The 25850-nt window shown below is 66.0% G+C and carries 25 protein-coding genes and 1 tRNA gene; 12 read left to right on the forward strand and 14 right to left on the reverse strand.

From position 1 onward, the window contains the following. The first annotated feature begins 144 nt into the window (after positions 1-144). A tRNA-Pro gene (locus BN4346_RS28420) sits at positions 145-218 on the forward strand. A 233-nt stretch (positions 219-451) separates the two neighbouring features. Here BN4346_RS28420 and BN4346_RS28425 read toward each other — a convergent pair. From BN4346_RS28425 to BN4346_RS28435, 3 genes are read right to left on the reverse strand one after another with little or no spacing between them, the layout of a single operon-like run. After that, positions 452-2821 carry a DEAD/DEAH box helicase gene (locus tag BN4346_RS28425; protein ID WP_235653546.1) on the reverse strand — a complete coding sequence of 790 codons (2370 nt, stop codon included), beginning with the start codon at positions 2819-2821 and terminating at the stop codon, positions 452-454. Between the two features lie 17 nt (positions 2822-2838). Then, a complete protein-coding gene (locus BN4346_RS28430; protein WP_067969128.1) occupies positions 2839-3411 on the reverse strand; it encodes a PIN domain-containing protein in 573 nt (190 codons plus the stop codon). A gap of 12 nt (positions 3412-3423) precedes the next feature. Then, complete coding sequence (locus BN4346_RS28435; protein ID WP_067969130.1) at positions 3424-3960, reverse strand: helix-turn-helix domain-containing protein; 537 nt, start codon at positions 3958-3960, stop codon at positions 3424-3426. A gap of 263 nt (positions 3961-4223) precedes the next feature. Between BN4346_RS28435 and BN4346_RS28440 the strand changes: the two genes are divergently transcribed. The 3 genes from BN4346_RS28440 to BN4346_RS28450 all read left to right on the forward strand — a co-directional run bounded on the left by BN4346_RS28440 (position 4224) and on the right by BN4346_RS28450 (position 6579). Continuing rightward, positions 4224-4886, forward strand: coding sequence for an HAD family hydrolase (locus BN4346_RS28440; RefSeq protein ID WP_067969133.1), 663 nt, complete (start codon positions 4224-4226; stop codon positions 4884-4886). 13 nt (positions 4887-4899) lie between these two features. After that, a complete protein-coding gene (locus BN4346_RS28445; RefSeq protein WP_067969135.1) occupies positions 4900-5874 on the forward strand; it encodes a threonine ammonia-lyase in 975 nt (324 codons plus the stop codon). 114 nt (positions 5875-5988) lie between these two features. Next, complete coding sequence (locus BN4346_RS28450) at positions 5989-6579, forward strand: TIGR03086 family metal-binding protein (RefSeq protein ID WP_067969138.1); 591 nt, start codon at positions 5989-5991, stop codon at positions 6577-6579. A 97-nt stretch (positions 6580-6676) separates the two neighbouring features. On the opposite strand, the gene BN4346_RS28455 is transcribed toward BN4346_RS28450, so the two are convergent. Further along, the gene (locus BN4346_RS28455; protein WP_235653548.1) at positions 6677-6967 is read right to left on the reverse strand and encodes a hypothetical protein; all 291 of its coding nucleotides are present in this window, start codon (positions 6965-6967) and stop codon (positions 6677-6679) included. Positions 6968-7250: 283 nt separating this feature from the next. On the opposite strand from BN4346_RS28455, the gene BN4346_RS28460 reads away from it, so the two are divergent. Then, entirely contained in the window at positions 7251-8246 is a 996-nt protein-coding gene (locus BN4346_RS28460) for an oxygenase MpaB family protein (RefSeq protein ID WP_078058497.1), read from the forward strand. 12 nt (positions 8247-8258) lie between these two features. Here the strand turns inward: BN4346_RS28460 and BN4346_RS28465 are convergent, their stop codons facing one another. Both BN4346_RS28465 and BN4346_RS28470 read right to left on the reverse strand, forming a co-directional pair. After that, positions 8259-9392, reverse strand: a complete 1134-nt coding sequence (locus tag BN4346_RS28465) for a TIGR03857 family LLM class F420-dependent oxidoreductase (protein WP_067969144.1) — start codon at positions 9390-9392, stop codon at positions 8259-8261. A 192-nt stretch (positions 9393-9584) separates the two neighbouring features. After that, positions 9585-10577, reverse strand: coding sequence for an NAD(P)H-quinone oxidoreductase (locus BN4346_RS28470; protein ID WP_067969148.1), 993 nt, complete (start codon positions 10575-10577; stop codon positions 9585-9587). 142 nt (positions 10578-10719) lie between these two features. Here BN4346_RS28470 and BN4346_RS28475 point away from each other — a divergent pair, with 142 nt between their 5' ends. After that, complete coding sequence (locus BN4346_RS28475) at positions 10720-11409, forward strand: type 1 glutamine amidotransferase domain-containing protein (RefSeq protein WP_067969152.1); 690 nt, start codon at positions 10720-10722, stop codon at positions 11407-11409. A 44-nt stretch (positions 11410-11453) separates the two neighbouring features. Next, positions 11454-13820, forward strand: coding sequence for a DEAD/DEAH box helicase (locus tag BN4346_RS28480; protein ID WP_067969155.1), 2367 nt, complete (start codon positions 11454-11456; stop codon positions 13818-13820). A gap of 10 nt (positions 13821-13830) precedes the next feature. On the opposite strand, the gene BN4346_RS28485 is transcribed toward BN4346_RS28480, so the two are convergent. The 4 genes from BN4346_RS28485 to BN4346_RS28500 all read right to left on the reverse strand — a co-directional run bounded on the left by BN4346_RS28485 (position 13831) and on the right by BN4346_RS28500 (position 17088). Next, on the reverse strand, positions 13831-14238 hold the full coding sequence (locus BN4346_RS28485) for a DUF6319 family protein (protein WP_220096679.1): 408 nt from the start codon (positions 14236-14238) through the stop codon (positions 13831-13833). A gap of 97 nt (positions 14239-14335) precedes the next feature. After that, positions 14336-15049 carry a glycoside hydrolase gene (locus BN4346_RS28490; protein ID WP_407695124.1) on the reverse strand — a complete coding sequence of 238 codons (714 nt, stop codon included), beginning with the start codon at positions 15047-15049 and terminating at the stop codon, positions 14336-14338. A gap of 26 nt (positions 15050-15075) precedes the next feature. Beyond that, positions 15076-16725, reverse strand: coding sequence for an NAD-dependent malic enzyme (locus tag BN4346_RS28495; RefSeq protein ID WP_078058474.1), 1650 nt, complete (start codon positions 16723-16725; stop codon positions 15076-15078). 51 nt (positions 16726-16776) lie between these two features. Then, entirely contained in the window at positions 16777-17088 is a 312-nt protein-coding gene (locus BN4346_RS28500) for a DUF732 domain-containing protein (protein ID WP_067969161.1), read from the reverse strand. Positions 17089-17209: 121 nt separating this feature from the next. On the opposite strand from BN4346_RS28500, the gene BN4346_RS28505 reads away from it, so the two are divergent. Next, positions 17210-17605 (forward strand): hypothetical protein, encoded by a 396-nt coding sequence (locus BN4346_RS28505; protein ID WP_067969163.1) that lies wholly within the window; start codon positions 17210-17212, stop codon positions 17603-17605. Positions 17606-17611: 6 nt separating this feature from the next. Here the strand turns inward: BN4346_RS28505 and BN4346_RS28510 are convergent, their stop codons facing one another. Both BN4346_RS28510 and BN4346_RS28515 read right to left on the reverse strand, forming a co-directional pair. Then, complete coding sequence (locus BN4346_RS28510; protein ID WP_067969165.1) at positions 17612-19270, reverse strand: ribonuclease H-like domain-containing protein; 1659 nt, start codon at positions 19268-19270, stop codon at positions 17612-17614. Positions 19271-19294: 24 nt separating this feature from the next. Further along, a complete protein-coding gene (locus BN4346_RS28515) occupies positions 19295-19873 on the reverse strand; it encodes a diacylglycerol-binding protein (protein ID WP_235653550.1) in 579 nt (192 codons plus the stop codon). Between the two features lie 22 nt (positions 19874-19895). On the opposite strand from BN4346_RS28515, the gene BN4346_RS28520 reads away from it, so the two are divergent. After that, a complete protein-coding gene (locus BN4346_RS28520) occupies positions 19896-20447 on the forward strand; it encodes a class I SAM-dependent methyltransferase (RefSeq protein WP_067969171.1) in 552 nt (183 codons plus the stop codon). Here the strand turns inward: BN4346_RS28520 and BN4346_RS28525 are convergent. Further along, positions 20444-21085 (reverse strand): C40 family peptidase, encoded by a 642-nt coding sequence (locus tag BN4346_RS28525; protein ID WP_235653551.1) that lies wholly within the window; start codon positions 21083-21085, stop codon positions 20444-20446. The genes BN4346_RS28520 and BN4346_RS28525 overlap by 4 nt on opposite strands. A gap of 326 nt (positions 21086-21411) precedes the next feature. Continuing rightward, complete coding sequence (locus tag BN4346_RS28530; protein ID WP_067969174.1) at positions 21412-22599, reverse strand: acyl-CoA dehydrogenase family protein; 1188 nt, start codon at positions 22597-22599, stop codon at positions 21412-21414. 102 nt (positions 22600-22701) lie between these two features. Between BN4346_RS28530 and fabG the strand changes: the two genes are divergently transcribed. From fabG to BN4346_RS28545, 3 genes are read left to right on the forward strand one after another with little or no spacing between them, the layout of a single operon-like run. Then, on the forward strand, positions 22702-23439 hold the full coding sequence (fabG, locus tag BN4346_RS28535; protein ID WP_096867468.1) for a 3-oxoacyl-ACP reductase FabG: 738 nt from the start codon (positions 22702-22704) through the stop codon (positions 23437-23439). Continuing rightward, the gene (locus tag BN4346_RS28540; RefSeq protein WP_067969181.1) at positions 23436-24653 is read left to right on the forward strand and encodes an acetyl-CoA C-acetyltransferase; all 1218 of its coding nucleotides are present in this window, start codon (positions 23436-23438) and stop codon (positions 24651-24653) included. Before fabG ends, BN4346_RS28540 begins: the two co-directional genes overlap by 4 nt. After that, complete coding sequence (locus tag BN4346_RS28545; RefSeq protein WP_067969183.1) at positions 24653-25846, forward strand: acyl-CoA dehydrogenase family protein; 1194 nt, start codon at positions 24653-24655, stop codon at positions 25844-25846. The genes BN4346_RS28540 and BN4346_RS28545 overlap by 1 nt, the downstream gene beginning before the upstream one ends. Positions 25847-25850 lie beyond the last annotated feature (4 nt).

Here is a 25850-nt window from a genome sequence, read left to right on the forward strand (position 1 = left end):
GTGGTTCCTGAGGGGTAGTCGCGCTGCCGAGGGGGGCAGTCCCGCGTGGCGAGCCTACGCGGTCCAGATGACGTCACGCGGATTCGGGACACCCGCGCGCGTGCGGTAGCATTTCGACCTGCTGCCGGAGATGTTCGGCGGTGGCGGGCTGTGGCGCAGTTTGGTAGCGCACTTGACTGGGGGTCAAGTGGTCGCAGGTTCAAATCCTGTCAGCCCGACTTTGGAAAATAGGCTTTGAGCTGCGGTAATGCGAATTCGCAACCCGATCCGCCGCGTGACGTGTCGACCACACGGGTGCCGGCGGTGCGCTCTACAGACTCATTCACGGGAATTTTGGCCAGTTCGACTGCACGTCATGCACGCTATGCGCCGCCATGCACGTTACGTGGCTCAACGGCGGGCGCTGTCTTTGTCCTGTAGTTGACCGCTGGTCAAGTGGGGTAGCCGTGATTCACCGGATCATCTTGCGCGGGTCGGGGAAACCCATCTTGAGGTAGCCGGGTGCTCGCTTCTTCAGCGATGAGGCGATGACGGGAGTTAGCTCGTCGTGATAGTCGTGCACGGTTGCGGTCGTCTTTGACGGGTAGGGGCGGGTGACGCGACCGATGTATTGCACGAGGCGGTTCTTGAAGGTGATCGGTGCGGCCAGGAACAGGGTGTCGAGCGCCGGGCAGTCGAAGCCTTCCCCGATGAACGAGCTGGTGCCGACGATCAGGAGTGGATCCGACTCGGGCGTGTGATTGGCGAGTTGGTCGGTGATCTGGCGGCGTTCACGAGCCTTCATACTGCCGCTGAGAACAGTGACAGCCCTTCCCGCGGCGCGTAGTTGGTCGGTGATGGCATTGAGATGCTCGACCCAGGTGGTGAGTACCAAGACGTTGGCACCAGTTTCGGCCGCAGCCAGCACGTCGCCGACGATCTGTGCAAGTCGAGCCTGGTCGGCAACGAGCGCGCGGTAGATCTCGGCCATTCCACCGGGTGCTGCGGGGTCGGCGTCGCCGCGGTAGTGGAATTGGGTTGGGTGCAGGTGCAGAACCGGGTGGGGCGTCAGTAAATCGGAACCGTCGACCGGGAATTGTCCGGCGCTGGGCGCCTCGATGGCCACATGGTGGGATCCGAGTTGGTGATAGATCAGGTCTTCGAGCCCGTCACGGCGTTCCGGCGTGGCGGTCAGGCCGAGCCAGTACCGCGCGGAGATGCGGCTCAGGACGCCGAAGAATGCGCCGGCGGCGACGTGGTGGCATTCGTCCACGATGACGAATCCGTAGTTGGCGGTGGCGTCTTCGACGTTGTCGCGGCGAGCGAGTGTTGGCAGTAGGGCAATGTCGAGGATGCCGGTGGTTTTCGACCGCCCGCCGCCGATTTGACCGCACTTGAAACCGAGGTGCCTACTGATGCGGTCGCGCCACTGGTCGGCGAGGGCCTTGCGATCGACCAGGACGAGGGCGGAGGTGGACCGCGATTCGATTGCCGCGCAAGCGATGACCGTCTTACCGGTACCCGGTGGCGCGACGAGAACACCGGTATCCTGTTCGAGGAGCTGGTGCAATGCGGCGGTCTGGGAGGTTCGCAGCGGCGTATCGCAGGTGAACTCATGGTGTTCGCCGGTGATTCGCTTGTCGTCGACATGCAACGTGCTGTCGGCCGATTCGACGAGTTCGGTCAGCAGGGGATGTAGACCACGGGGCAGGACGAGGTCTCCGTCGGCGGTTTCGTCGTAGCTGTAGAGGAATCGTGGTGTGTCCCAGGTGCTGCGGCGGGCGCGTTGGCGCGCATCGAATTCTGGATTGCGTATCGATGCGGCGTGTTTGACGGCCGAGATCATCGCCGGGCCCAGATCGTTGGCGGTCAGGGTGAGTCGTGAGCTGAACTCTGCCCGCACGATTGCCGCCGGTCGTGGGACGATGCGCGACGACGTCGGTAGTTGCAGACGTCGGACATGGTGGCCGATCTGTGGGGTGGGAAGTTGGCGTGCCAACGCGGTCACGTCTTTGGTGGACAATCGGCCGATGCTGGACAGGTAGGCCCACTGATCCTCGTAGGGTTCCAGGGTGGCCGGATCGAGGAAGACGGTGGTGCCGTGTTGACGGCGCTTGCCGTTCATCGGGGCGGCGATCAGATTGCCCAACCCACGCCCGGTATGAATGTCTTGGGATGGGAACAACCGGTCATAGCTGCTCAGATGCATGCTGCCGCGCAGGCGGAATGCCTCACCCAGCAGACTTGTCGCGATGCTGCGGGCGACCGCTGCCGAGATTGCATGAGCGAAGAAGATCCACACATGAGCGCCGCGCCCGGATTGCGATACCTCGAGCGCGGCCGGAATCTCGTAGGACCGTGCTGCTTTCATGTAGGCGAGCGCGTCGAGCATCGCGGCTTCCTTGTCGAAGTCCGCCGCGACCCACCAGCAGGTGTCATCATCGCTGAGCGGATACAGGCCGATATGTGCATCGCCCCGCAGGTGCGCGTCGACGACCTCCGGCGTCAGCGGGAGGTACGACGCGTCGGCACGGTTCATACCCTTGCGCCAATAGCCCTTTATCGCCGGCATCCAACCTGAACGGCCATCTCGCCGATTCTCCCAGCGCAGTGCGTAAACATCGGTGCGGCAACGGAAGAGATCGAAGAAGAATCGCACCTTATCGGTAGAGCTGGAGCCCATCGTCACCGGTGAGGTCGGCGCTCCCGTCAGCGTCGCCTGGTCGCTGGCGGCTGCGCGTGCCTGTTCCTCACTCAGCTGGAGAAGGCGACGCAAACGCACATTGTCGGCACGCAGCATGTCCAACTCGCCGGGGAAACTCTCGATACCGCTAACGGTCACTCCTCCTTGAATAGCGGCTACATGACGCCGCGGATGAGTTCGACGGCCTCGAACATGGCGTAGCGTGTCACGAGGTGGTCGAGGATCTCGTCGACACTGGACGAAGGCCGAATGAATCTGGAAGCCATGGCAATCACCGCTCGATAAGCGACGTCGGGGGACACCGCGACGGTGTCGCCGGCGAACTGCGCAGGTGAGATCACCGTGAGTAGCTTGGGGATCTTCGATGGGGGAAAGTCCTTCACATTGCTGGTGACGATCACCTCCGCTCCGCCAACCAGAGCAGCGGCAACAACGTGTTCGTCATCGATATCGGGCAGCCCAAACGTGCCTTCGAGGTTTTCCCAGTTCACCACGATGGCGTCATCGAAAGCTGTGCTCATGCGATCGACTAGGTGTTGCGCTCGCTGTGCCGCCGGAGCTGGGTCGTGACCGCGGCCGATGAGCTTCTGCGCTTCGTGGTAACGCAATTCATCGAGGATCGCCGTTGACCACAGCGGTCGGTACAACCCCTCGACTGCGAGCGACAGCAGGAAATCCCGCTGCGGGCTTGGCCACAGCACTGAGGTGTCCAACAGCGCAGCGAACATTCTTCGATGTTGTCAGCGGGTGGTAGCGTCGGCTCGCCGCCGCCCGGCGACGACTCGGCGCGCCTCACGCAGCTGCTGGCGAATTACTTCCGGGTCGTCGTCTGCGTCGATGTCGACCGCAGTGGCCGCCAGCGCCTCATACTGGCGATTGCGACGTTGCTCGCGGTAGGTGAGAACGTCGTCGAGCAACAGCCGATGGCGATTGCCGATCCGCTCAGCCGGCAACGTACCGTCGGTGATCAAGCGGACTACCGTCGGGCGGCTGACTCCCAACAGGTCTGCGGCTTGTTGGGTGGTCAGCTTCATCGTCTGTGGCGCGATGGTGACGGCCTTGCCGGCATGGAGTGCGGCCACCACTTTTTTCAGCGCTTGATGCACTGTCGGCGGTAGGTCGATCCGGTCGTGCTCGTTGACCCCGACGAGCGCATAACGAGGCGAGGCCGTTGACCCGCGCACCCGCTCATGCGCGGCGAGGAACCCAACGACGAGGGCCATCTCGTCACGCCCTTCTGGTACAAACGTCGCCGCCTCCACCACCTCTGCGCTCACGCTGGGCTCCTATCTAAACGAAACGAAATAATTTTCGGAATGTTCGAATAGTACGCCGTCTCCGTCGGAACCGCACGGGATCGCAGGACAATAGCCGCTGAAATTTGAGTGGCGGAGAGCACGACAACCCGGCCCCTGGGGAGCGGGACCACCCCTGGGACCAGTTGCCGCCGGCGGCTTGCGTGCCGCGGCTCGGGAATCGGGTCGAATCGCGGTGGTGAAGTGGCTGCGGACTCAATCCGCCCGCCGTTACCGTCTGTGCCATGACGCTTCCTCCGCGTGTGAGTGCCATCGTCTTTGACTGCGATGGTCTGCTGCTCGATACCGAGAGTTGCTGGTCGCGGGCGGAGGCGGCTCTGTTTGCCGACTACGGGTTCGGGTTCGGTCCCGCCGAGAAGGACGTCTTGATCGGGCGGACTCTGGAGGCGGCGTGCGACAACATGGCTGACTACTTCGGGATTCCTGGGGCGGGTCCTCGGCTGTTGGCCGATCTGGTTCCCCGCGTCGAAGCCGAGCTTTCGGTGCGGGTTGAACCGATGCCGGGAGCCCGGCAGCTGCTCGAAAGTGTCTATGGCAGGGTGCCGATCGCCGTTGCGACCAACAGCCCGCGGGCCATGCTTACCACTGCGCTGAAATCGTCAGGGTTCGCAGACTTCTTTGAGGTATCGGTCGCTGCCGACGAGGTCGAGCACCCTAAACCGCATCCCGAGCTGTACCTGGCGGCGTTCGAACGCCTCGACGCGCAGCCTCATACGGGTGTGGCTTTCGAGGACTCTTCGACCGGGGTCGCCGCGGCCCGCGCAGCGCGCGCATTCCTAGTGACGGTCCCGTCGCAACTCGGCAAGCAGCTCGACGGCGACTACATCGCCAACACTCTCGACGACAGCGCGCTCATCGAATGGGCGCGCACCGTCCGGACGATTTAGCGGCGGTTGTGTCGTGCCGGAAACGCGCCTCGATACAGCTCGGATTCGGGCAGCTCGCCGGGTCATCGCCCCGCTGTTCCTTGACACTCCGCTATACCGTTGCGATGCGCTGGCCGCCAGTCTCGGGTGCACGGTGAGCATCAAGCTCGAAACGGCGAACCCGGTCGGTAGCTTCAAAGCACGCGGCACTGAGGTGGTAGCGAGCATGCTCGTCAACGCCGGCTCGGACGCGGTGGTGTGTGCCAGTGCGGGCAACCTTGGTCAAGCCCTCGCTTGGTCCGGACGCACCCGGGGGCTTGACGTCACGGTCGTCGCCTCTCGCTTCGCGCCGGCGATCAAGATTGAGCGTATCCGCGCATTGGATGTCAGGTTGGAGCTGGTGGACGGCGACATTGAGCTCGCTCGCGAACGGGCAGCCGCCATCGCCCGATATGACGGAATCCGGCTGGTCGAGGACAGCTTGGACATTGAGACTTGCGAGGGCGCTGCGACTATCGGCCTGGAACTGGTTGATACCGCCCCGTCTTTCGACGCTGTCCTGATTGCTCTCGGCGGCGGGGCGCTGGCCACCGGCGTGGGCCACATCGTGAAGGCTTTCGCGCCCGAGGTCGAGGTGATCTGCATTCAGCCGGCTGGTGCACCGGCGATGACACGTTCGTGGCAACAACGCCGCGTCGTGACCACCGACTCGACGGAGACGATCGCCGATGCCGTTGCCGGTCGCTTTCCGATCCCGGATGTTCTGGCGGATCTGCTTCTGGTCGCTGATGACGCGGTCCTGGTCCGCGAGGCTTCGATCATCGCCGGTATGCGGATGCTCCTCGATCACGCTGGTCTGGTCGTTGAGCCGGCGGCCGCGCTCGGCATTGCCGCGATCATCGAGGACCCTGACCGCTTCGCTGGCCGACACGTGGTCACCATCGTGTGTGGCAGCAACGTCGATATGGATGCCTACCGCCGTTGGGTTCGCGGAAGCCATCCTGGGTGACGAGCGGCGGCGGCGACAGGGACCGCGGCTGCGTCCACCGCGGTGGCCATGCGGCCTTTGATGGCCCGTCGTCCTCGGCCCACCCGAGAACGCCGATCCAATAGCGTTGCAGTCATGTTGGACACCGTGATGTTGGACTCGACCGACCTCGATGCGCTCGACCGTGCGACGCAGTCCTTCTCGCACGTTCTCGTGTCACTTGATACCGACGCCTGTGACCGGCCCACCGCCTGCGGCGACTGGACGATCAAAGACGTTGCCAATCATGTCTGCGGTGGAGCGCTGCGATACGCCCATTACCTGCGAGGCGGCATGCCCGAAGAGATCGTCTGGACCCGTACGGCCGACAACATCGGCGGCGATCCACGCGCCGCCCACGACCGGTTGTCCGCGGAGCTGCGAACACTGTTCGCCCAACCTGGCGCCGGTTTGATCCGCGCACATCACCCGATGCAGACAGTCAGCGGTGGTGCGCTGTTGCGGATGCGGGTCGCGGAACTTGCAGTGCACGGCTGGGACATCACAAGCACCCTCGATCCCACCTCGATGATCGACAACGATCTTGCTATCTACATCCTCGATCGGGGAGCTTCGATCCTTCAGGCTCAACGCGACCGCGGATACTTCGCGGAGGTCGAGCCAGCGAACCCGGACGCTGCCGCCCCGGCTCGGCTGCTGGCGCTCACGGGAAGATCCCAGCCCTGAGACGGCGTGAATGCCTTCTTCCGGTCATGAACACCCTCGTGGCTGCGGCGCCGAGCAACTGAATGCGCAGAACTACTCGATGGGGCGGGGCGCGAACCTACTGTCCCGCAATGAGAACGCGCCCCTCATCCTCGCAGCTCGCGACGAAGTCCGGCGGGGAATCCACTCGGGCGACCCGGCCGCTCTTGAGCACGTTGCGCAGCAGTGATTCGCAGTATTGGTGCAGGTCGTCAGTGGCTGTCAGCTGTACGTGGCGGCGCAGAACCTGGTCATCGATGGCTTCTTTGCCCTGCTCGCAGGAGGAGCATTCGGGATCGGCCGTCGCGACCGGCGCCAGAACAAGGGCGGCGGTCGCACCTGCCAACTTCCATCCGAGTGTGCAGCTCACGAAGTCGAACATACTCAGTCGGACTTACCGGAACCCGATGGCAACGGAGGCAACGGCAGTGTCGACGGAATACCGGGAACACCGGGGCCGATGGCGCATCCGTCCCGAACCCAATCGGCTGACCTCGCGCAGCCGGCACCCCACATCGTCATGGATTCGGGCCTACACACCCCAACTCGCTCATTGACCCGCGCCCCAGTGCCCCCTAGACTTCCAATACTGATAACGCATGTTGTCAGAAGTGGTCAACGATGACTGGGAGTGCGCGCTCGTGACTCAAGACATGTCGGAAACCTGCCCCGCGGCCAGCGAGGAGCCGATCGCTGCGGGATGTCCCGTGAGCAACGGTGGCTACGACGCACCCCCGATTCCGCTCGGCCCCGACTCGCTGACCTGGAAGTACTTCGGCCAATGGACCGGTCTGTTCCAGGGGACCTGGGCCGGCTCGATGCAGAACATGCACCCGCAACTCGGTGCCGCCGTCAAGGACCACTCGATCTTCTTCATCGAGCGCATCCCGCGGCTGATGCGGTCGATCTACCCGATCGGCGGGGTGGTATTCGACGGCTACCGTGCACCGCAGACCGGCGCCGAGGTCCGCGACTACCACATCGGCATCAAGGGCGTCGACGAGCAGGGGCGCCGCTACAGCGCGCTGAACCCCGACGTCTTCTACTGGGCGCACGCCACCTTCTTCAAGTCGACCCTGCTGGCCGCCGAGAAATTCGGTGGCGGACTGACCGAAGCCGACAAGCGGCAGCTGTTCGACGAGCACGTCCAGTGGTACCGGATGTACGGCATGAGCATGCGCCCGGTGCCCGAGTCCTGGGAAGCGTTCGAAGAGTACTGGGATCACATGTGCCGCAACGTCCTGGAGAACAACTGGGCGGCCCGTACGGTCATGGATTTGTCAACCATGCCCAAACACCCGTCACTGGAATGGATTCCGGACTGGCTGTGGGCGCAGAACCTCAAGGTCATGCAACGCTTCCTGACGTTCATGACCGTGGCCCTCTATGACCCGCCGGTGCGCGAACTCATGGGCTACACCTGGTCGGCGCGCCAGGAGCGGGTGCACGGGTATCTCTGCAAGGCCATCACCTTCGTGTCCAAGCACGGCCCCAAGCGTGCCTTGATGCATCCACGCAAGCGGTCGGCAATGGATCGCGCCTCGGGCCGCCTTCCCGTGGATGCACCCCTGGTGCAGACCCCGGCGCGTAACCTGCCGCCGGTCGAGTACCGCAACGACCCGCACTTCTACTGCCCAAAGGTTGACTGACCCGCTAACGGCTCAGGCGAACCGCCCCGGGTTCGCCGTGACGGCCCGGTGCAGCGTCGGCCGGTTGGCCCGGTAGGCCTGCACGACCGGCGCGAGCTCGTGTGGGCTGGCCCCGTGCATGATCACCGAGTGCACGCCCAGGTCGAACTGGCGGGCGATGGTGCTGGCGCAGTCGCGGGCCGATCCTGACGCCACCGAGTCCAACCATGCGTCGGGAATCAGCTCGGCGATCCGCTGCAACGTCTCGAACGAGGCGCTGGCGTCGATCGGCCCGGCGGTGGCCGCGTCGGTGAACAGTTCGGACTGCCGGATTCGATCCCAGGCGACGGGATCCCAGCCGTTGGCGGAGACCAGCACGTCGGGATAGGCCTGCAAATAGGTCGCCAGTCGGCCGACCCCACGACGCAGCTGATCATCCGGCGACAACGAATCGCACACCGTGGCCAGACAGGCCCAGATGCGGACGCTGTCGGGATCACGGCCCGCACGTTCTGCCCCGCGGCGCACCGCCGCGACCGATGCCGCGGTCGCCTCGTCGGAAAAGAAGGTATGCAGCACAACGAAATCGGCGATCTCACCGGCGAGTTCCATCGTCTTGGGACCGACGGCGACCAAACCGATCGGTGGCCCCTCACCCAAGCCGTTCGCGTGGCGCAGCATCGGCCACTTCCCGGCCGGGCCGTCGTGATTGAGGATCATCTCGCCGGCCCACAGCCGGCGCAGGATGCCGAAAAAGTCGCGCAGCCGAGCCGCGGTCACCGTCGGCAGACCGATGGCCTGCCAATATCCAGCCATGCCGCGGCCGAATGCCATCGCGAAACGGCCCTCGGTCAGCGCGTGCATGGTCGATCCCACGGTCGCGGTCACGGTGGGGTGGCGGGTGTGGTGGTTGGTCGACGGGGCGATGCCCAAACTGGGGCTGCAGCCCGCCACGGCGCCGCTGAGCACCGCCGGGTCTTTCACGGTGAAGCGTTCCCCGATGTGGCACGAACCCAAGCCGAGCGCATCGGCCTCCCGGGCTTCGGGCAGCACCACGCGGGCGTCCGCGGGATGTCGGGTGACGGCGTAGTAGCCGAGTTCGTTCAGTTGGATGTCGGTGTTGGCTGCGCTCGACGGGTCGGTGACCTGCGGTGCAGTGCGATTCATCGCGTGCCTTTCAATGGCCAATTACACTACGGTGCGTAGCGTTATATAAGCAGACCGGTTGACCATCCACAAGGGCCGGAACCGATTACCGAAAGCGGCGCGTCTCAGCTGTTCGGCGAGCAGACCGAGTAGCTCAGCGCGGCGCGAACTGCCTACCAGGTGGCATTCCGCGGTGCCGTCAGCGCTCAATCGTCAGGGCTCGCGCACGGTCAGCACAACCTTCCCAACCGTCTCGGAAGAGTCGAGCAGCTTGTGTGCCTCGGCGGCATCGGTGATCGGGACTTCGGCGGCGACCACCGGGGCCACCGCACCGTCCGCGATCATCGGCCACAGCTGCCGGCGCAGCTCGGTGATGATCTCGGCCTTCGAACCGGGGCCCTGTTCGGGCCGGCGACGCAGATTGGTCACGTGCACCGATCCCCGCTTGAACAGCAGCGCACCGAGATTCAATTCAGCTGTGGCGCCGCCCTGTAGCCCGATGATCGTCAGGTGGCCGTTCTCGGCAAGCGCTTCCACGTTCTTGGCCAAGTAGCTGCCGCCCATGATGTCGAGGATGACGTTGGCCCCGGAGTATTCGGCGTTCACGACCGCGGGGAAATCCTGCTCGCGATAATTGATCAAGGTCTGTGCGCCGAGTTCGCGGCAGCGCTCCAACTTCAATGCCGTTCCGGCGGTCACGGCCACATTGGCGCCTACAGCGCGGCCCACCTGTATTGCGTGGGTGCCGATTCCGCTGCCACCACCGTGAATCAGCAGCGTCTGGCCACGCTGCAATTCTCCGGTCATCACCACGTTCGACCACACAGTCGCGGCGGCTTCCGGGAGGGCAGCAGCCGCTGCGACGCTGACCCCCTGCGGCACGGGCAGAATCTGGGTGGCGGCCACGTTGATGCGTTCGGCGTATCCGCCACCGGCCAGGAGCGCGCACACGGCGTCGCCGGGTTCCCAGCCCGAGACTCCGGCCCCGACTTCAGCGATCACACCGGAAACCTCGAGGCCGGGGACCTCGCTGACGCCCGGAGGTGGCGGGTAGAAGCCCATGCGCTGCATCACGTCAGCCCGGTTCACTCCCGCGGCCACCACGTCGATGGCAACTTCCCCGGAACTCGGCCGAGGTAGGTCATCTACCCGGGCCCACGCCATCACTTCCGGACCACCAAAACCGTTGAGCGTTATGGCATACATCCAGAACTCCCTTCCCCCTGTGGTCTGAAGCAACTCCGTCTGCGTGATCCGCGCAATACGCCACCTCGATGCTAGGGGCCACGAGTCGCACAAAGTGGCCGGTTCGCTGGCACAGTCGACTGTCCAGGGGAATCCTGGGGAGATGACCAAGCGCATCCTCAACGTCGTCTCCAACGTCGCCCACTACGACGACCCGGCCGAGCGGACCGGGCTGTGGCTCTCGGAGCTGACGCACGCCTATCACGTCTTCGCCGAAGCGGGCTACCGACAGACGATCGTCAGTCCCAACGGCGGGCAATCGCCGTTGGAGCCGCGGTCGCTGAAGTTCCCCAACTTCGACAAGAGCGCCAAGGCGTGGAAGGCCGACAAGACGAAGATGGCGCTGCTGGCCGGCACCGCCGCACCCGAAGAGATCAACGCTGCGGACTACGACGCGATCTACTTCACCGGCGGCCACGCCGTCATGTACGACTTCCCCAACAGCGAAGGACTGCAACGCATCACCCGCGAAATCTTCGAGAACGGGGGAGTGGTGTCCTCGGTCTGCCACGGCTACTGCGGCCTGCTCAACACCACGCTCTCCGATGGTTCGCTGCTGGTCGCCGGCCGCAAGCTCACCGGGTTCGCCTGGTCGGAAGAGGTCCTGGCGCGCGTCAACAAGCTGGTGCCCTACAACGCAGAAGCGGAGATGAAGAAGCGCGGCGCCCGCTACGAAAAGGGCCTGATTCCGTTCGCCTCGCACGTCGTCGTCGACGGCCGGCTGGTCACCGGCCAGAACCCGGGATCGGCCAAGGCTACCGCCAAGAAGATCGTCTCCGTGCTGGGCAGATGACGCCCTCGCCGGTTCCCGCCGGCGCTCGCCAGTAAGGTTCCAGCGTGGTGGCAGCCAGCAATACCGTCGTGCTGACCGAAGAATTCCGTGCAGCCTTGCGGCTGCTGTCGGCCGGCCGGAACCTCTTCCTGACCGGCAAGGCCGGCACGGGCAAGTCGACGCTGATCCGCCACTTCATGGCCACTACCGATCGCAACGTTGTGGTGGTCGCACCGACCGGGATCGCCGCGCTCAACGTCGACGGCCACACCATCCACCGGCTGTTCGGATTCCGGCCCACTACAACACTGTCCGATGTCGCCGGCGGCGACTATCGGCCGGGGCGCTTCACCAAGACACTGGCCAAACTGCAGACGCTGATCATCGACGAGGCGTCGATGGTGCGTGCCGACGTGTTCGACATGATCGCGGGAGCGCTGCAGCGGTTCGGTCCCGAGCCGGGAACTCCGTTTGGCGGTGTCCAGGTGGTGTTGGTGGGCGATCTCTACCAGCTGCCTCCCGTGGTCACCGAGGGCGAGCAACACTACTTCGCGACGACCTATGACACCCCGTACTTCTTTTCGGCGAACACCTTCAGTCGCGCGGAGTTTCCGAGCGTCTCGCTGACGACGGTGTTCCGCCAGCTCGGCGATGACCGGATGACCGCGATCCTCAACGAGATTCGGGAAGGCGTGCTGCTCGGCCATGCCCAGCAGCATTTGGACGCCCGGGTGGACGCCGACTTCGTGCCGCCGGACGGCGAATTCTGGCTGACGTTGGCGCCCACCAACAGGCTGGTGACGGCCCGTAACCGCCAGCAGCTGGAGCGGTTGCCCGGCGAGGAGATGGTGCACCGGGCCACCGAATCCGGCGACCTGTCGCTATTCGATAAGCCGCTGGATGACGAGTTGCGCTTCAAGGTCGGCGCCCAGGTGATGATGCTCAACAACGATCAGGCCGAGCGCTGGGTGAACGGCTCGATCGGCCGTGTGGTGGGAGTGGGCTACGACCGCTACGGTGCCGTGGTCGAAATCGAGTTCCCCACCGGCGACATCGCCGAAGTCGCCCCGTTCACCTGGGAGGCCACCCGCCCGGTGGTCGAGGGCGGAACCTTGCGCCGCGACGTCGTCGGCACCTTCACCCAGTTGCCGTTCAAGCTGGCTTGGGCGATCACGATCCACAAGAGCCAAGGCCAGACCCTGGAGCGGCTGGTGGTGGATCTGTCCGGCGGCATGTTCTCCACCGGCCAGCTCTATGTGGCGTTGAGCCGGTGTACCTCGTTGTCCGGGCTCGTACTGAAACGCCCTGTGCTGCCTAAAGATCTGAAGGTGGATCGCCGGATTGCCCGGTTCCTGCGCGCCTCGGTCAACAGCGACCGGGCGCGACGCTACTGCGCGATCGGCCTGCTTACGGTCGGCGACGAGGGGCGGATGTCGCGACCGCGCCCGGTGGAATTGGCGGTGGCGTTCGACGACGGCACCGCCGTATCGACGCTGATCAACCCGCAGCGAGATCTGGCCGACGCACGCCAGGCGTATCGGATCGGGGTGGCCGACGTGCTGCTGGCGCCCACGCTGCGCGAGGCCTGGGCGGTGATCGCGCCGATGCTGGCCGGCTGCACGCCAGTGGGGGTCAAAGTCGATGAGACGCTGGGGCTGATCGACTTCGAACTCAAGCGACTGGGTCAGGTGACTGCGATGCCGCTGGGCATCGACCTGCGCGGGCCAAGCGTTACCGGCGACACGGCGCTGCAGCGTGCCCGGTCCGCGCTTGAGCGCCTCGATGGCGTCGACGTGGATTCCGGCTCATCGCCGTTCGACGAACCCGACGAGACCGACGCCCTCTCGGGAATCCTGCTCAGCCGCGATCCTGACGTCACAACACCGACGGCACAACACCTTCCGGCGCTGTCCGCGATGCTGCGGATCAGCCGAGCGCTCGGTTCGATCATTCTGGGCAGGGATGCCGTCGATCAGGTGCTGCTGGCGGGGGAGAGCGATTGGGAGCAGGCGGCGCGCCAGACCGCCGCCGATCAGCTCGTGCTCGCGGCCACCCGTACCCGGCTCCCCGATGAGGTGTCGGTGCGCCTGCGCGACGCATTGAGCGCGCTGGGCGCCGGCAACCTGGCGGATGGACTGGCGCAGACGCCCTCGACGGCCGACAACATCGACGCGGTCCTGGTTCCCGGCGCCCGCATCTGCTTCACCGGAACCGCGGTCGACGGCCACGGCCGTGTGGTGGATCGCGACGAGATGGAGCGGCTGGCCGCCTCGGCCGGGCTGGCGCCGGTGCGCACGGTGACCAAGACGCGGTGCGAGGTGTTGGTTATCGCCGAAGCGGGCACGCAGTCCGGCAAGGCCCGCAAAGCCCAGGACTACGGCAAGCCGGTATTCACCGTGGATGAGTTCCTGGGCTGGCTTGCGCGTCGGTGAGCCGCCGACGTTAGTCCAAGTCTGCCAAGGCTTTCCGCGCGGCCTCGAGCTCGGCTTCGAGCGCCGCCACCCGCGCGGCGTGCTGAGAGCGCGCCTCGTCCATCAGTGCCTCGATCGGCGCGAACAGCTCCTCATGCAGTTCCTTGGCGGCCCGCGATACCGCGGCCGCTGCGACTGCGAGGTTGCGCACCAGATAGTTGCTGCCCTGCTTGATCTCGGCGTGCCATTCGCCGTCGGCGGTACCGGTCACGGTCAGGGTCAACTCGAGCGTTTTGGCCTTCTTGCCGGCCGACTTCTTGGCGGGCTCCTTGACCTCGGGGGCCTCGGGGGCCGCTGGAGCCTCCGGGGCGGCAGCGTCGATCCCGAGGCTGTCACCGGTGATGGCCGGGGCGTCGGGGGCGAACGTGGGTGCAGTCATAATCGTGGCGACCTCCTTGCTCATTCGTCGCCCGCGGCGGCGGGCAAGCTCACCGCCTATTAGAACACACGTTCGACCAGCCGGTCGAGGTCGCCGCTCAATCCCTCGGCGCCGGGGTCATCGAGGAGATGTAGTAGGTCTCCTGCCCGGTGGGGTAACCGCCGCCATCGGTGGCGATGTGGACGTGGTCGTAATGGTTGGCGGTCTCGTTGCCGTAATCCGAGGTCCAATTGCCGCCGCCGACGCCCGGGTAGATCTTCTGCCGCCAGATCACGTGGTTGACACCCCACCGCTGGGCGTTGGCCAGCGCATAGCCGGCGATCTGGTCGCCGAGCAGGATCCCGGCCTCACTGTGGTAGTCCGGGATCATCACGTCGATGGCCAACCCGTCGGGATGCCACTTCAACGGGTCCTGGCGATACCCGTAGATGGTCTTGATCTCTTGAAACAGCACGCCGATGGTGCGGGCCGCCCAAATGGTTTTGACCTGCAGCCCGTTCTCCGGCGCCACCCCGGCAGGCAGCGGGAAGGTGAACTGCTGGCCTTCGGTGGGCATTGGCACGCTCGCCGCCAAAGCCGCGGCCTCCGCGGGGTTGGCCACGCGCATCCCTCCGGTGGGCGGAGTATGTGGCGGAGCCGACGGCGCCGCTGCGGCGGTCTCGGTGGGCTTGGGCACCGGATCATGGCTGCTCTGGGCGTAGATGAGAGCGGCCGAGACCGCCAGCGACGTCAGAATGGCCAGGCTGCGACCGCAGAACCTGGCAATCTTTCGTCCGTCCACCCAGAGCACTTTAGTTACTTGAGCTTGGATAGCGCTGGACCGGTGGTTTCCCGTGGCTACCGAGTCGGATAGTCCGCCGTCCAGCGAGACCGCCGGACGGCCTCGGCTATCGTCTCGTCGGAGGCCGCCGGAGCGACGCCGTCCCGCACCGCCTGGATCGCTACCGCGGTTGCGATACGGGTGGTGACCTTCGGCAGATCCTCGAACGCGGGCAGCAGCGGCTGGTCGGCGTCGAGCAGGGCGGGGGATTCATCGCCGAGGGTGGTGGCGGCCGCCCGCATCATCGCGTCGGTGACACGGGACGCGCGCGCGGCGGTGACGGCTAGCCCGATCGCCGGGAAGATATAGACGTTGTTGCACTGCGCGATCCGGCGGGTGCGCTCGCCGTGTCGTAGCGGGGCGAAGGGCGAGCCGGTGGCGATCAGCGCACGCCCATCGGTCCATTCGTCGAGCTCCGCCGGGTGCGCCTCGGCGCGGCTGGTGGGGTTGGACAGCGGAAAAATAATCGGACGGTCCGTCTTGGCCGCCAGCTGTCGAACGATGTCTTCGGTGAAGGCACCGGCCACCGTCGACAGTCCCAGCAGGATGCCCACATCGACATGGTGCACCACATCGGCCAGGCCCCGACCGTCCCAGCCGGCCACCCGCGCTGCGGACTGAGCGAAGCGGCGCTGGCTACCGGAGAGGTCCGTGCGGTCATCGGTCAGCAACCCGTTGATGTCGATTGCCCAGATCCGTTCGGCGGCCTCGGTTTCGGAGAGTCCTTCGGCGATCATCTGCTGGCGGATCATCTCCAGCACACCGATACCGGCCGAACCGGCGCCGAGCATCACCACCTGCTGCTGCGACAGCGGGCGTCCGGCGGCGCGGACAGCGCCATGCAGCGCACCAAGGGTGACCGCTGCCGTGCCCTGAATGTCGTCGTTGAACGTCAGCAGTCGATTCCGGTACCGCATCAACAGCGGCAGCGCATGCGCGGTGGCGAAGTCCTCCCACTGCAGCAGTACATCGGGCAGTTCCTCATGCACGACGGTCACGAAGTCGTCGACAAAGGCGTAGTAGTCCTCGTCGCTGATCCGGCGATGGCGCCAGCCGAGGTACTGCGGATCGTGCAGCAGGTCGACATTGTCGGTGCCGACGTCAAGGACGATCGGCAGGGTGCGGGCGGGATCGATCCCGCCGATCAGGGTGTAGAGCGAGAGCTTGCCGATCGGAATGCCCATGCCGCCGATGCCCTGGTCGCCCAGGCCCAGGATGCGCTGTCCGTCGGTGACGACGATGACGTCGACCTGTTGCTCCCGTCGGTTGCGCAGAACTTCCCGCAGCCGATCGCGATCCGGATAGGAGACGAACAGCCCGCGCGGGCGCCGGTAGATCTCGCTGAACCGCCGGCACGCCTCACCGACCGTCGGCGTGTAGACGATCGGCAGCATCTCCTCGATATGTTCGCTCAGCAGCCGGTAGAACAACGTCTCGTTGCGGTCCTGCAGCGCCCGCAAGTAGATGTGCTTGTCCAGGTCGTCATGGCGCGTGGAGAACTCGGCATAGGTGTGGTCGACTTGTTCGGCAATGGTTTTCACCGCAACCGGCAGCAGCCCCAGCAGGCCGAGCTCGCGGCGCTCCTCGTGGCTGAAGGCGGTGCCCTTGGTGGTCAGCGGATCGAACAGCAGATCCTGGCCCCGGCGTTGCTGCCCCCGATCAGTCACCGTGTCGCCTTCCTGAGCTCGACCGCTGCATACTCCGACGCGGTGCTGGCACTACGAGCCGGGGCACAACTCCTGGCGCGCCGCGTCGGCGATCAGGCCGAACTGCGGCCACGCCGAGTAATGCGGCTGCTGGACCTCGACGGTCCGGCCCACATGCAGGTTCTCGCAGATCATGTGCCCGAGTGCGCGCACGCTGGACTCCGCGATCGGCTCGTCATTCGCGTAGCGGGCGGTGTAGCCGTGGGTATTGAGGTATTTCATGAAGCCGGTTTCGTCGGCGTGCGCCGGCGCGGCCCCGACCAGAACTCCCATCGCAACACCCGTGACGGCCAACGGTGCGGTGAACCGCGCTGCCCAACTCATACCGGCGATGCTACGACGCGTGCGAGAGAGGCGCGGCTTGGCGGTGCGGCCAGACCCGGCAAGTCCCCCCGAGCGGCGTGGTATTCCTGCTAGCGTCAGCGGCGACAGAAAGGCGCTGGACGTGAAACTAACCGCACTCGCAGCGGCTCTGGCCGCAGGTGCGCTGGCCGGGCTGATCGGTGCTGCGTCATCCGCTCAGGCCGATCCGCTCAATCCTCGTGATCCGGACTACTGCGGCAACAGTCCCGACATCCTGCTGTGCACGCAGCAGCAGTCGACGTACCCCAAACCGGCGGAGATGGCCTACCTCAACGCCATCCGCGGCAAGTTCCCGCCCGGCACTGAGGCCCGCCGGCTGGCCGCCGGACGGACCGCGTGCCTGGAGTTCCCGAAGCATCCGACCAGCCTCATCGTCGAGCAGGTTTCGGTCTATCTGCAGATCGCCAAGCCTACCGCCGACGAGGTGGTGGAGTCGGCCCGCACCAATATCTGCCCGACGGCCAAGACCCAGGGCTGAACCCGTTCAGCGGCGGTACAAGCGCACGCCGTCGCGGATCGCGGCCTGCGCCGCCACATCACATTCGTTGTAGCTCAGACACCACTGCCGGGCGGCGTCGGCCGCCGCGCCGTTGCCCCGGGCGGTTTCGATAGCGCCCTGGGAGGCCAGGCCCCCGGGGTCGTCCACCTCCCAGCGGAAGCCGAAGAAACCGGCAACCTGTTTGATCGACGACGAGGTACGGGCGAAAAACGTCGCGTCGAACCACTTCCGCAGGTCATAGGTGAGACCGTCGAGCGCCCTCGCCACCTCGGCGAATCTGCGGGTGCTGCTGATCTCGGGGTGGTGCCAATGGAAGACCTGAAGGGACTTGCCCTGCCGGGCTGCGTGGCTGCGTAATTGCTGCATCCGGGAGGCGAACTCGGCGGCCAGTTCGGCTTCGGCGGCCTGGTCGAGCGGATCGAACGAGACGACGGGTTGGTAGCGGGCCGTGGTGTCGTCTTGGCCGTCTCGAACGCGCAGACCCCACTGATAGATCCGGCCCTGGTCATCCCACTCGATGTCGAAGTCGACCTCGATGTCGGCGGCGGGCACGGTCGGTGGCTCGGTTTCGTGTGCCTCGAAATCAATTCCGGTGCAACTCATCCGGGCTCGTCGGACCACGTTGGCCAGCCGATCCTGCGGCATTTTGGTGCCGACGGACTGGACGCGGAACGCCTCGATGTGGGTGTCCACATCGACGGCCGCCAACTGCGCGACGCTCAACGCTGTGCCATCGCCGCAGTGTTGATACAGATACTGCCACTCCCGGATCGTGAGGTGGCCGGTCTCGATCGCGAAGGACGCATCGTCGTCGCCGGACACCGTGGCGCAGTGGTCGAACCATGCGCACGTCGTGCACTCGCTGATGCGATAGGGCCGCACCAGTTCTTGTCCGGCTGCCGCGGCCCGCGCGACGTCGACACGGAAGGCGAACTCATGGTCGTAGCGCTGCAGGGCCGAGCGAGGTCGGCGGTGCGTCGGATCGCTGGCCGAATACGTGACGATGTTCTCGGCATCCAGGTCATACCAGGTGATACCGAGGCTGTCGCCGCCGAGAAGAGCAGACAAGTCCGAGCTGCCGATGATGCCACCGCGGTTCACCCCGCAGTGAAAACCCAACTCCTGCAACATCCGGGTGTAATGCGCCAGCTGCATGACATCGTCACGCCAGCTCGCGCCGTGATCACTGTAGCCCGGCTGAGTCAGCCGCCGATCGGGTTGCGACAGCGTGGAGATCTCCACCTCCGCGCGTTTCGCGGAAGCCACCGTGCGGTGGTTCTTGATGTCGACCGGCAGGTAGCCGTCCCGGTGTCTGACCAACACGTCGGGAAGGCCCCTGCGACCGTTGACATCCGGTAGGCATCCGCCGGCGATCACCTCGACACCGGCAGTCATTGCGGCCACGGTGCGTCGCTGGCGTTCAGTCCGGCTGAGATCGGAGTCGAGCAGTAGTAGCCGCTCGGAGTCTTCGTAGCGGGACCGGAGTTCGACGAAAACGTGTTCCTCGAATTCGATTCCGGCAGTGCGCAGCGCCTCCAAATCCGGGCGCGGCGGCACCGGCTCGGAAATGCCGGGGGTGAACTCGTTGTGGGTGACGCGGGCACACCGTTTTGCCGGGTAACCGCCGAGCGTGACCGGTGCCATCGCGTCCGTCCCTGTCTGGTGGCCTTACTCGGCTGACCGCCGTGCGGTAGCGGCGATTTCACCGATCAGCGCTGCCACCACTCCGAATGCGAAGTACAGCGGCACCAGCCACGGCGCCACCCCGAACAACCCGTCCGAGCCGGGGACGTAGCGGAACTGACCGGCCGCCGCGATCCCGATCTCGACCACCGGGCCGACGGCCGCGATCAGCACACCGCAGATAATCGCCGGACGATCTCCCAAGGCGCAGAAGGTGAGCGCAGCGAACGCGCAGATCAACGTCGTGAGGGGAACCGCCGGCGAGGCATGCAACATCGCGGTGACGACGTAGCTGCCCAGGACCGCGGCCAGACCAGCCACCCCCTGACGCACCGTGACTGTGGTCCGTGGCGACGGGAGATGCAGCCGCAACTCGGCCAGGAAGACGGTCGCGGACCCGACCAGGATCGGGAAATAGAGGGGACTGCTCCAGATGAATGGCACGGCCTGCGCGGGGGGCAGGTATTCGGTGGTCCCGGTGACCACGTGCGAGTGGTCACCGAGCAGACCGGCCGCTCCACCGAGGACAAACAGCAACAGCGCGATCGAGGGGCGCAATTTCACCACCGCAGTATCGTCCATTCCGATGAGCGACGAGGACCGCACCCGCTGGGACGCGAAATACGCAGGCCGCTGTGTGCCGGCACCGGACACGGCCGGGCCCGCCGCGGTGTTTGCGCCCTTCGCGGACGCGTTTCCGGTCGCCGGCCACGCGCTCGACATCGCCTGCGGCCAGGGGACAGCGGCGGTCTGGCTGGCCCAACGGGGCCTGCAGGTGGCCGGATTGGACATCTCGCCGGTCGCCGTCGAGCAGGCGCGGGCGTTCGCCCTGCGCAGCGGCGCCATCGACCGGTGTCGATTCGACGCCGTCGACCTCGATGACGGCCTGCCGGGCGGGCCGCCGGCCGACGTCATCTACTGCGCTCGGTTCCGCGACCGTCGGCTCGATGCGCCGATGGTGCAGCGCCTGGCCCCGGGCGGACTGCTGGCGGTCACCGCGTTGAGTCAGGTCGGCAGCACCGCAGGTCGATTCCGGGCTGCGCCCGGGGAGCTGCGCACGGCGTTCGCCGACCTGGAAGTGATCGCCGAGGGTGAAGCGGACGGATTGGCGTGGCTGCTGGCGCGCCGCCGGGACTAGGCCGGCGCCTCGCGGTCGCTGGGTGCCGGGCCGGGCTCGGCCGGGGCCTCGTCGAACGGGAGGGCATCCATCGGCGGCGCCTCGCCGGGCGGCAGATCCATCGGGGGCTCAAGCGGGGCCTCGATGGGCGGTACCTCGAACGGCGGAGCGTCCAGGGGCGCGGGGGCCAACTCGACGGCCATGGGCTCGGCCATCGGCTCTGCGGCGGGCTCGGGGCCCGGCTCCACCATGGCGGCAAACATCACCGGGGCTTCCGGTGCCGGTGCCTCCTCCATGGGCAAGTACATGTGATGGGTGAACTGCGGCTGGTAGGCGCCGCCGCCGCCGATCCGCACGCCGCCGGGCTCACCGCTGGCCACCGGTGTGCCGTCGGGCAGGGTCACCGCGGTGTGGTGGCTGTTCCAACCCACCACCACAGCGTTGGGGGCGGTGCCGTACCGGAAGCCGCGGGCCAGTAGCGCCGACTCCTCGTTGGCGGTGTGGAACCGGCCGCTGAAGGCCGGCCGACCAGCGGCGACGTTGGACACCCACGAGGCTAGACCCGAGCAATCCGTACCTGCGGGGGTGTTCCCACCGACGATGTACGGAGTGCCCGAAACCTGCTGGATGAGCGCCATCAGTGCTTCTAGACCAAACATGACCAGGCACATTAACCATGGATAACTGCACTTACCAAAATCTGTGGTGCCCATCACGTTTCGCATTCATATTGTCAAACATAACGCCGCAACGGAAAACGCCAGGTAGACCAGTAAAAATGCGCGCGGAGAGCCGGTCTATTTCCGTAGGTGCTGGTAGATGGCCCGTATGTGTTTGTTCAGCGTGACCTCAAAGGTCACAAATTCGCATTATTGAGATGAAATTGCCTGATCACTGGGTGCATTGCCGGTATCGATTACCGCCGATATCGGCGAGAATCGCGCCGCGCATCGCTGGCGTTCTCCGGCGGGAAAAGTGATGCTGCTTACAGTGAACGCTTCGCATTTTTGATCAGATTCGACCCGATGATCAGCCGCTGAATCTCACTGGTGCCCTCGTAGAGCCGCAGAAGTCGGACATCGCGGTAGATGCGCTCCACCGGCACGCCACGGATGTATCCACTGCCGCCGTGGATCTGCACCGCCAGGTCGGCGACCTTGCCGGCCATCTCGGTGCAGAAGACCTTCGCCACCGACGGCGCGATTCGCCGATCTTCGTTACTAACCCACTTGCGGGCGGCATCGCGGACCAGCGCCTGGCCGGCCATTACCCCGGTCTGCTGATCGGCGAGCATCGCCTGCACCAGCTGGAAGTCGCCGATGATGTTGCCGCCCTGGGTGGCGGTGGCGGCGTAGTTCACCGATTCATCGAGGGCGCGCTGCGCGGCGCCCACTGCCAGCGCCGCAATGTGGATGCGGCCGCGGGCCAGGGACGTCATCGCCGCCCGGTAACCGATGTCCTCATTACCGCCGACCAGGGCGGCGGCGGGCAGTCGCACGCCGGAGAAGGTGACATCGGCCGTCCAGGCGCCTTCCTGGCCCATTTTGGCGTCCTTGGCGCCGACTTCGACCCCGGCGGCATCGGCCGGTACCAGGAACACCGCGATGCCGGCGCCGCGCTCGTCGGCGGGCCGGGTGCGGGCGAACACCACAAACAGATCGGCCAGCGGGGCATTGGTGATGAACCGCTTCTGGCCGTCGAGCACCCAGGCCGCGTCCGGTCCTGAGCCGTCGCGGACGGCCTTGGTGCGCAGGCCCGCGGGATTGGAGCCCGCTCCGGGCTCGGTGAGGGCGAAGGACGCGACCGCACCGGAGGCGATGGGCTCGAGCCAGCGCTCCTTCTGTTCTTCGGTGCCGAACCCCACCAGGACCTGGCCGGCGATGCCGTTGTTGGTGCCGAACATCGATCGGACCGACGGGCAGGTGTAGCCCAGTTCCATGGCCAGTTCGACGTCCTGGGCCAGATTCAGGCCCAGACCGCCCCATTCCTGGGGAATCGCGTAGCCGAACAGGCCCAGGTCCTTCGCGGCTTGCCGCAGGTCGTCTGGCACCTGATCGGTGTCGAGGATCTCCTGCTCGCGCGGGAGGACCATTGTCCGGACGAACCGGCGGGTCTGGGACAGGATGTCGGCGAAGACGTCGTCTTCAACGGACGAGACGGATGCGGTCGTCATGACAAGGCCCCTTTCGGCACTGGCCGACAAATCATATATGAAATATGATGTCCCGGACCACGGGTGGGCGCGACATCACGACATGTAGAGGACGGTTTCGGCGTGGCATTACTTGATGGGCAGACGGCGGTGATCACCGGCGGAGCGCAGGGGCTGGGCTTCGCGATCGCGCAACGCTTCGTCGCCGAGGGCGCCCGCGTGGTGCTGGGCGATCTGAACCTGGAGGCGACCGAGGCCGCGGCCGAGCGGCTTGGCGCCGATGTCGCGGTCCCGGTACGCACCGACGTCACGGCCGCCGCCGACGTCGATGCGCTGGTGGCCGTCGCCGTCGAGCGGTTCGGCGGCCTGGACATCATGGTGAACAACGCCGGTATCACCCGCGACGCCACCATGCGCAAGATGACCGAGGACGATTTCGACCAGGTGATCGCGGTACACCTGAAGGGCACCTGGAACGGGCTGCGGGCTGCCGCGGCGATCATGCGCGAACGCAAGCGCGGCGCGATCGTGAACATGTCCTCTATATCCGGCAAGGTCGGCATGGTCGGGCAGACCAACTATTCGGCCGCCAAGGCCGGCATCGTCGGCATGACCAAGGCCGCCAGCAAGGAGCTGGCCTACCTCGGTGTCCGCGTCAACGCGATCCAGCCGGGGCTGATCCGCTCGGCGATGACCGAGGCCATGCCGCAGCGGATCTGGGATTCGAAGGTCGCCGAGGTGCCGATGGGCCGGGCCGGTGAACCCGACGAGGTCGCGACGGTCGCGCTGTTCCTGGCGTCCGACTTGTCCTCTTATATGACGGGCACCGTGCTCGAGGTGACCGGCGGCCGGCACCTATGACGCTGCGCGAGGCGGTGATCTGCGAACCGGTTCGTACCCCCATCGGCCGCTACGGCGGGATGTTCACGTCACTGACCGCCGTCGAGCTCGGCGTCGCCGCCCTGACCGGACTGCTGGAGCGCCCCGGCCTGCCCGCCGATGCCATCGACGACGTGGTGCTGGGGCACTGTTATCCCAGCAGTGAGGCGCCGGCGATCGGGCGGGTGGTCGCCTTGGATTCCGGCCTGCCGGTGACGGTTCCGGGCATGCAGGTCGACCGGCGGTGCGGATCGGGATTGCAGGCGGTGATCCAGGCCTGCCTGCAGGTCGGCAGTGGCGCGCATGAGGTGGTGATCGCCGGCGGCGCGGAGAGCATGAGCAACGTGGCGTTCTACTCCACCGACATGCGCTGGGGCGGGGCCCGCGACGGAGTGCGGGTGCACGACGGTCTGGCGCGGGGCCGGACCACCGCGGGTGGCCGGCACCACCCGGTGCCCGGCGGCATGTTGGAGACGGCGGAGAACCTGCGCCGCAAGTACCAGATCTCCCGCGCCGCGCAGGACGAACTGGCGGTCACCTCGCATCAGCGCGCGGTGGCGGCCCAGCGCAGCGGTGCGCTCGCCGACGAAATCATCGGTGTCACGGTGCGCTCCCGCACCGGCGAGCAGCGGTTCGACACCGACGAGCATCCCCGGGCCGACACCTCGGTGGAGTCGCTAGCCAAGCTCAAACCGGTTCTGGGTAAAAGCGATCCAGACGCCACCGTCACCGCCGGCAACTCCAGCGGTCAGAACGACGCGGCTTCGATGTGCGTGGTGACGACCCGGGACAAGGCCGAGCAACTGGGCCTGACCCCGCTGGTGCGGCTGGTCTCCTGGGGGCTCGCCGGGGTGAAGCCCGCTGTCATGGGCATCGGCCCGGTACCGGCGACCGATGTCGCCTTGGCCAAGGCCGGCCTCACGCTCGCCGACATCGACCTGATCGAGCTCAATGAGGCGTTTGCCGCTCAAGCGCTGGCGGTCATGGCGGAGTGGCGATTCGGTGTCGCCGACCGCGACCGCACCAACGTGCACGGTTCCGGGATCTCGCTGGGGCATCCGGTCGGCGCGACCGGCGGCCGGATGCTGGCGACACTGGCACGCGAGCTGCACCGCCGCCAGGAGCGCTACGGACTGGAAACCATGTGCATCGGAGGCGGCCAGGGCTTGGCCGCCGTGTTCGAGAGGGTGGCGTAATGACCAAGCTGTGCCAAACGTTGGGGCTGACCGAGAGCCAGACCGAGATCATCGCGGCGGTACGGGCATTCGTCGACAAAGAGGTCATTCCGCACGCCGCCGAATTTGAGCGGGCCGACGCCTATCCGCAACAGATCGTCGACGGCATGGCGCAGTTGGGCCTGTTCGGCCTGATGATTCCGGAGGCCTACGGCGGGCTGGGCGAGTCTCTGCTGACCTACGCGCTGTGCGTCGAGGAGCTCGCCCGCGGCTGGATGAGCATCTCCGGGGTGATCAACACCCACTTCATCGTCGCCTACCTGCTGCGCCAGCACGGCACCGACGAGCAGAAGCAGCGCTACCTGCCCGCGATGGCGACCGGCGATGTGCGCGGGGCATTTTCGATGTCCGAACCCGAGCTCGGCTCCGACGTCGCCGCCATTCGTACCCGGGCCACCCCCACCGGCGACGGTGACTACCTGATCAACGGCCAGAAGATGTGGCTGACCAACGGCGCCACGTCAAACTTGGTGGCGGTGCTGGTCCACACCGACGAGGGGGCCGACACCCCGCACCGCAACATGACCGCGTTCCTGGTCCAAAAGCCGACCGGATTCGGTGAAGTCGTCCCGGGGCTGACCATCCCCGGCAAGCTCGACAAGCTCGGATACAAAGGCATCGACACCACCGAGATGATCTTCGACGACTTTCGGGCCAGCGCCGCCGACGTTCTGGGCGGCACCACCGGCCGCGGCTTCTACCAGATGATGGACGGCATCGAGGTCGGCCGGGTCAACGTCGCGGCACGCGCTTGCGGGGTGGGCATCCGCGCCTTCGAGCTCGCGGCCCGATACGCCCAGCAGCGCAACACCTTCGGCAAGCCGATCGCCGAGCATCAGGCCGTCGCATTCGGGCTCGCCGAGATGGCGACCAAGGTAGAGGCCGCGCACCTGATGGTCGTCAACGCGGCTCGACTGAAGGATTCCGGCGAGCGCAACGACCTCGCTGCGGGCATGGCGAAATACCTGGCCAGCGAATACTGCAACGAGGTCACCCAGCAGAGCTTCCGGATCCACGGTGGCTACGGCTACTCCAAGGAATACGAGATCGAGCGCCTGATGCGCGACGCGCCGTTCCTGCTGATCGGTGAGGGAACCAGCGAGATCCAGAAGCAGATCATCAGCAAGCGGCTGCTGGCCGACTACCGCATCTGAAACC

This window comes from Mycolicibacter icosiumassiliensis (genome assembly GCF_900078685.2).
GTDB classification, from domain to species: Bacteria; Actinomycetota; Actinomycetes; order Mycobacteriales; family Mycobacteriaceae; genus Mycobacterium; species Mycobacterium icosiumassiliensis.

Excerpts from the sequence above, each read along its gene's own strand:
- BN4346_RS28430 (WP_067969128.1), bottom strand. The coding sequence starts at position 3,411 with ATGTTCGCTGCGCTGTTGGACACCTCAGTGCTGTGGCCAAGCCCGCAG.
- BN4346_RS28440 (WP_067969133.1), top strand. The coding sequence starts at position 4,224 with ATGACGCTTCCTCCGCGTGTGAGTGCCATCGTCTTTGACTGCGATGGT.
- BN4346_RS28450 (WP_067969138.1), top strand. The coding sequence starts at position 5,989 with ATGTTGGACACCGTGATGTTGGACTCGACCGACCTCGATGCGCTCGAC.
- BN4346_RS28460 (WP_078058497.1), top strand. The coding sequence starts at position 7,251 with ATGTCGGAAACCTGCCCCGCGGCCAGCGAGGAGCCGATCGCTGCGGGA.
- BN4346_RS28465 (WP_067969144.1), bottom strand. The coding sequence starts at position 9,392 with ATGAATCGCACTGCACCGCAGGTCACCGACCCGTCGAGCGCAGCCAAC.
- BN4346_RS28470 (WP_067969148.1), bottom strand. The coding sequence starts at position 10,577 with ATGTATGCCATAACGCTCAACGGTTTTGGTGGTCCGGAAGTGATGGCG.
- BN4346_RS28475 (WP_067969152.1), top strand. The coding sequence starts at position 10,720 with ATGACCAAGCGCATCCTCAACGTCGTCTCCAACGTCGCCCACTACGAC.
- BN4346_RS28485 (WP_220096679.1), bottom strand. The coding sequence starts at position 14,238 with ATGACTGCACCCACGTTCGCCCCCGACGCCCCGGCCATCACCGGTGAC.
- BN4346_RS28500 (WP_067969161.1), bottom strand. The coding sequence starts at position 17,088 with ATGAGTTGGGCAGCGCGGTTCACCGCACCGTTGGCCGTCACGGGTGTT.
- BN4346_RS28510 (WP_067969165.1), bottom strand. The coding sequence starts at position 19,270 with ATGGCACCGGTCACGCTCGGCGGTTACCCGGCAAAACGGTGTGCCCGC.
- BN4346_RS28520 (WP_067969171.1), top strand. The coding sequence starts at position 19,896 with ATGAGCGACGAGGACCGCACCCGCTGGGACGCGAAATACGCAGGCCGC.
- BN4346_RS28525 (WP_235653551.1), bottom strand. The coding sequence starts at position 21,085 with ATGTTTGGTCTAGAAGCACTGATGGCGCTCATCCAGCAGGTTTCGGGC.
- BN4346_RS28530 (WP_067969174.1), bottom strand. The coding sequence starts at position 22,599 with ATGACGACCGCATCCGTCTCGTCCGTTGAAGACGACGTCTTCGCCGAC.
- BN4346_RS28540 (WP_067969181.1), top strand. The coding sequence starts at position 23,436 with ATGACGCTGCGCGAGGCGGTGATCTGCGAACCGGTTCGTACCCCCATC.
- BN4346_RS28545 (WP_067969183.1), top strand. The coding sequence starts at position 24,653 with ATGACCAAGCTGTGCCAAACGTTGGGGCTGACCGAGAGCCAGACCGAG.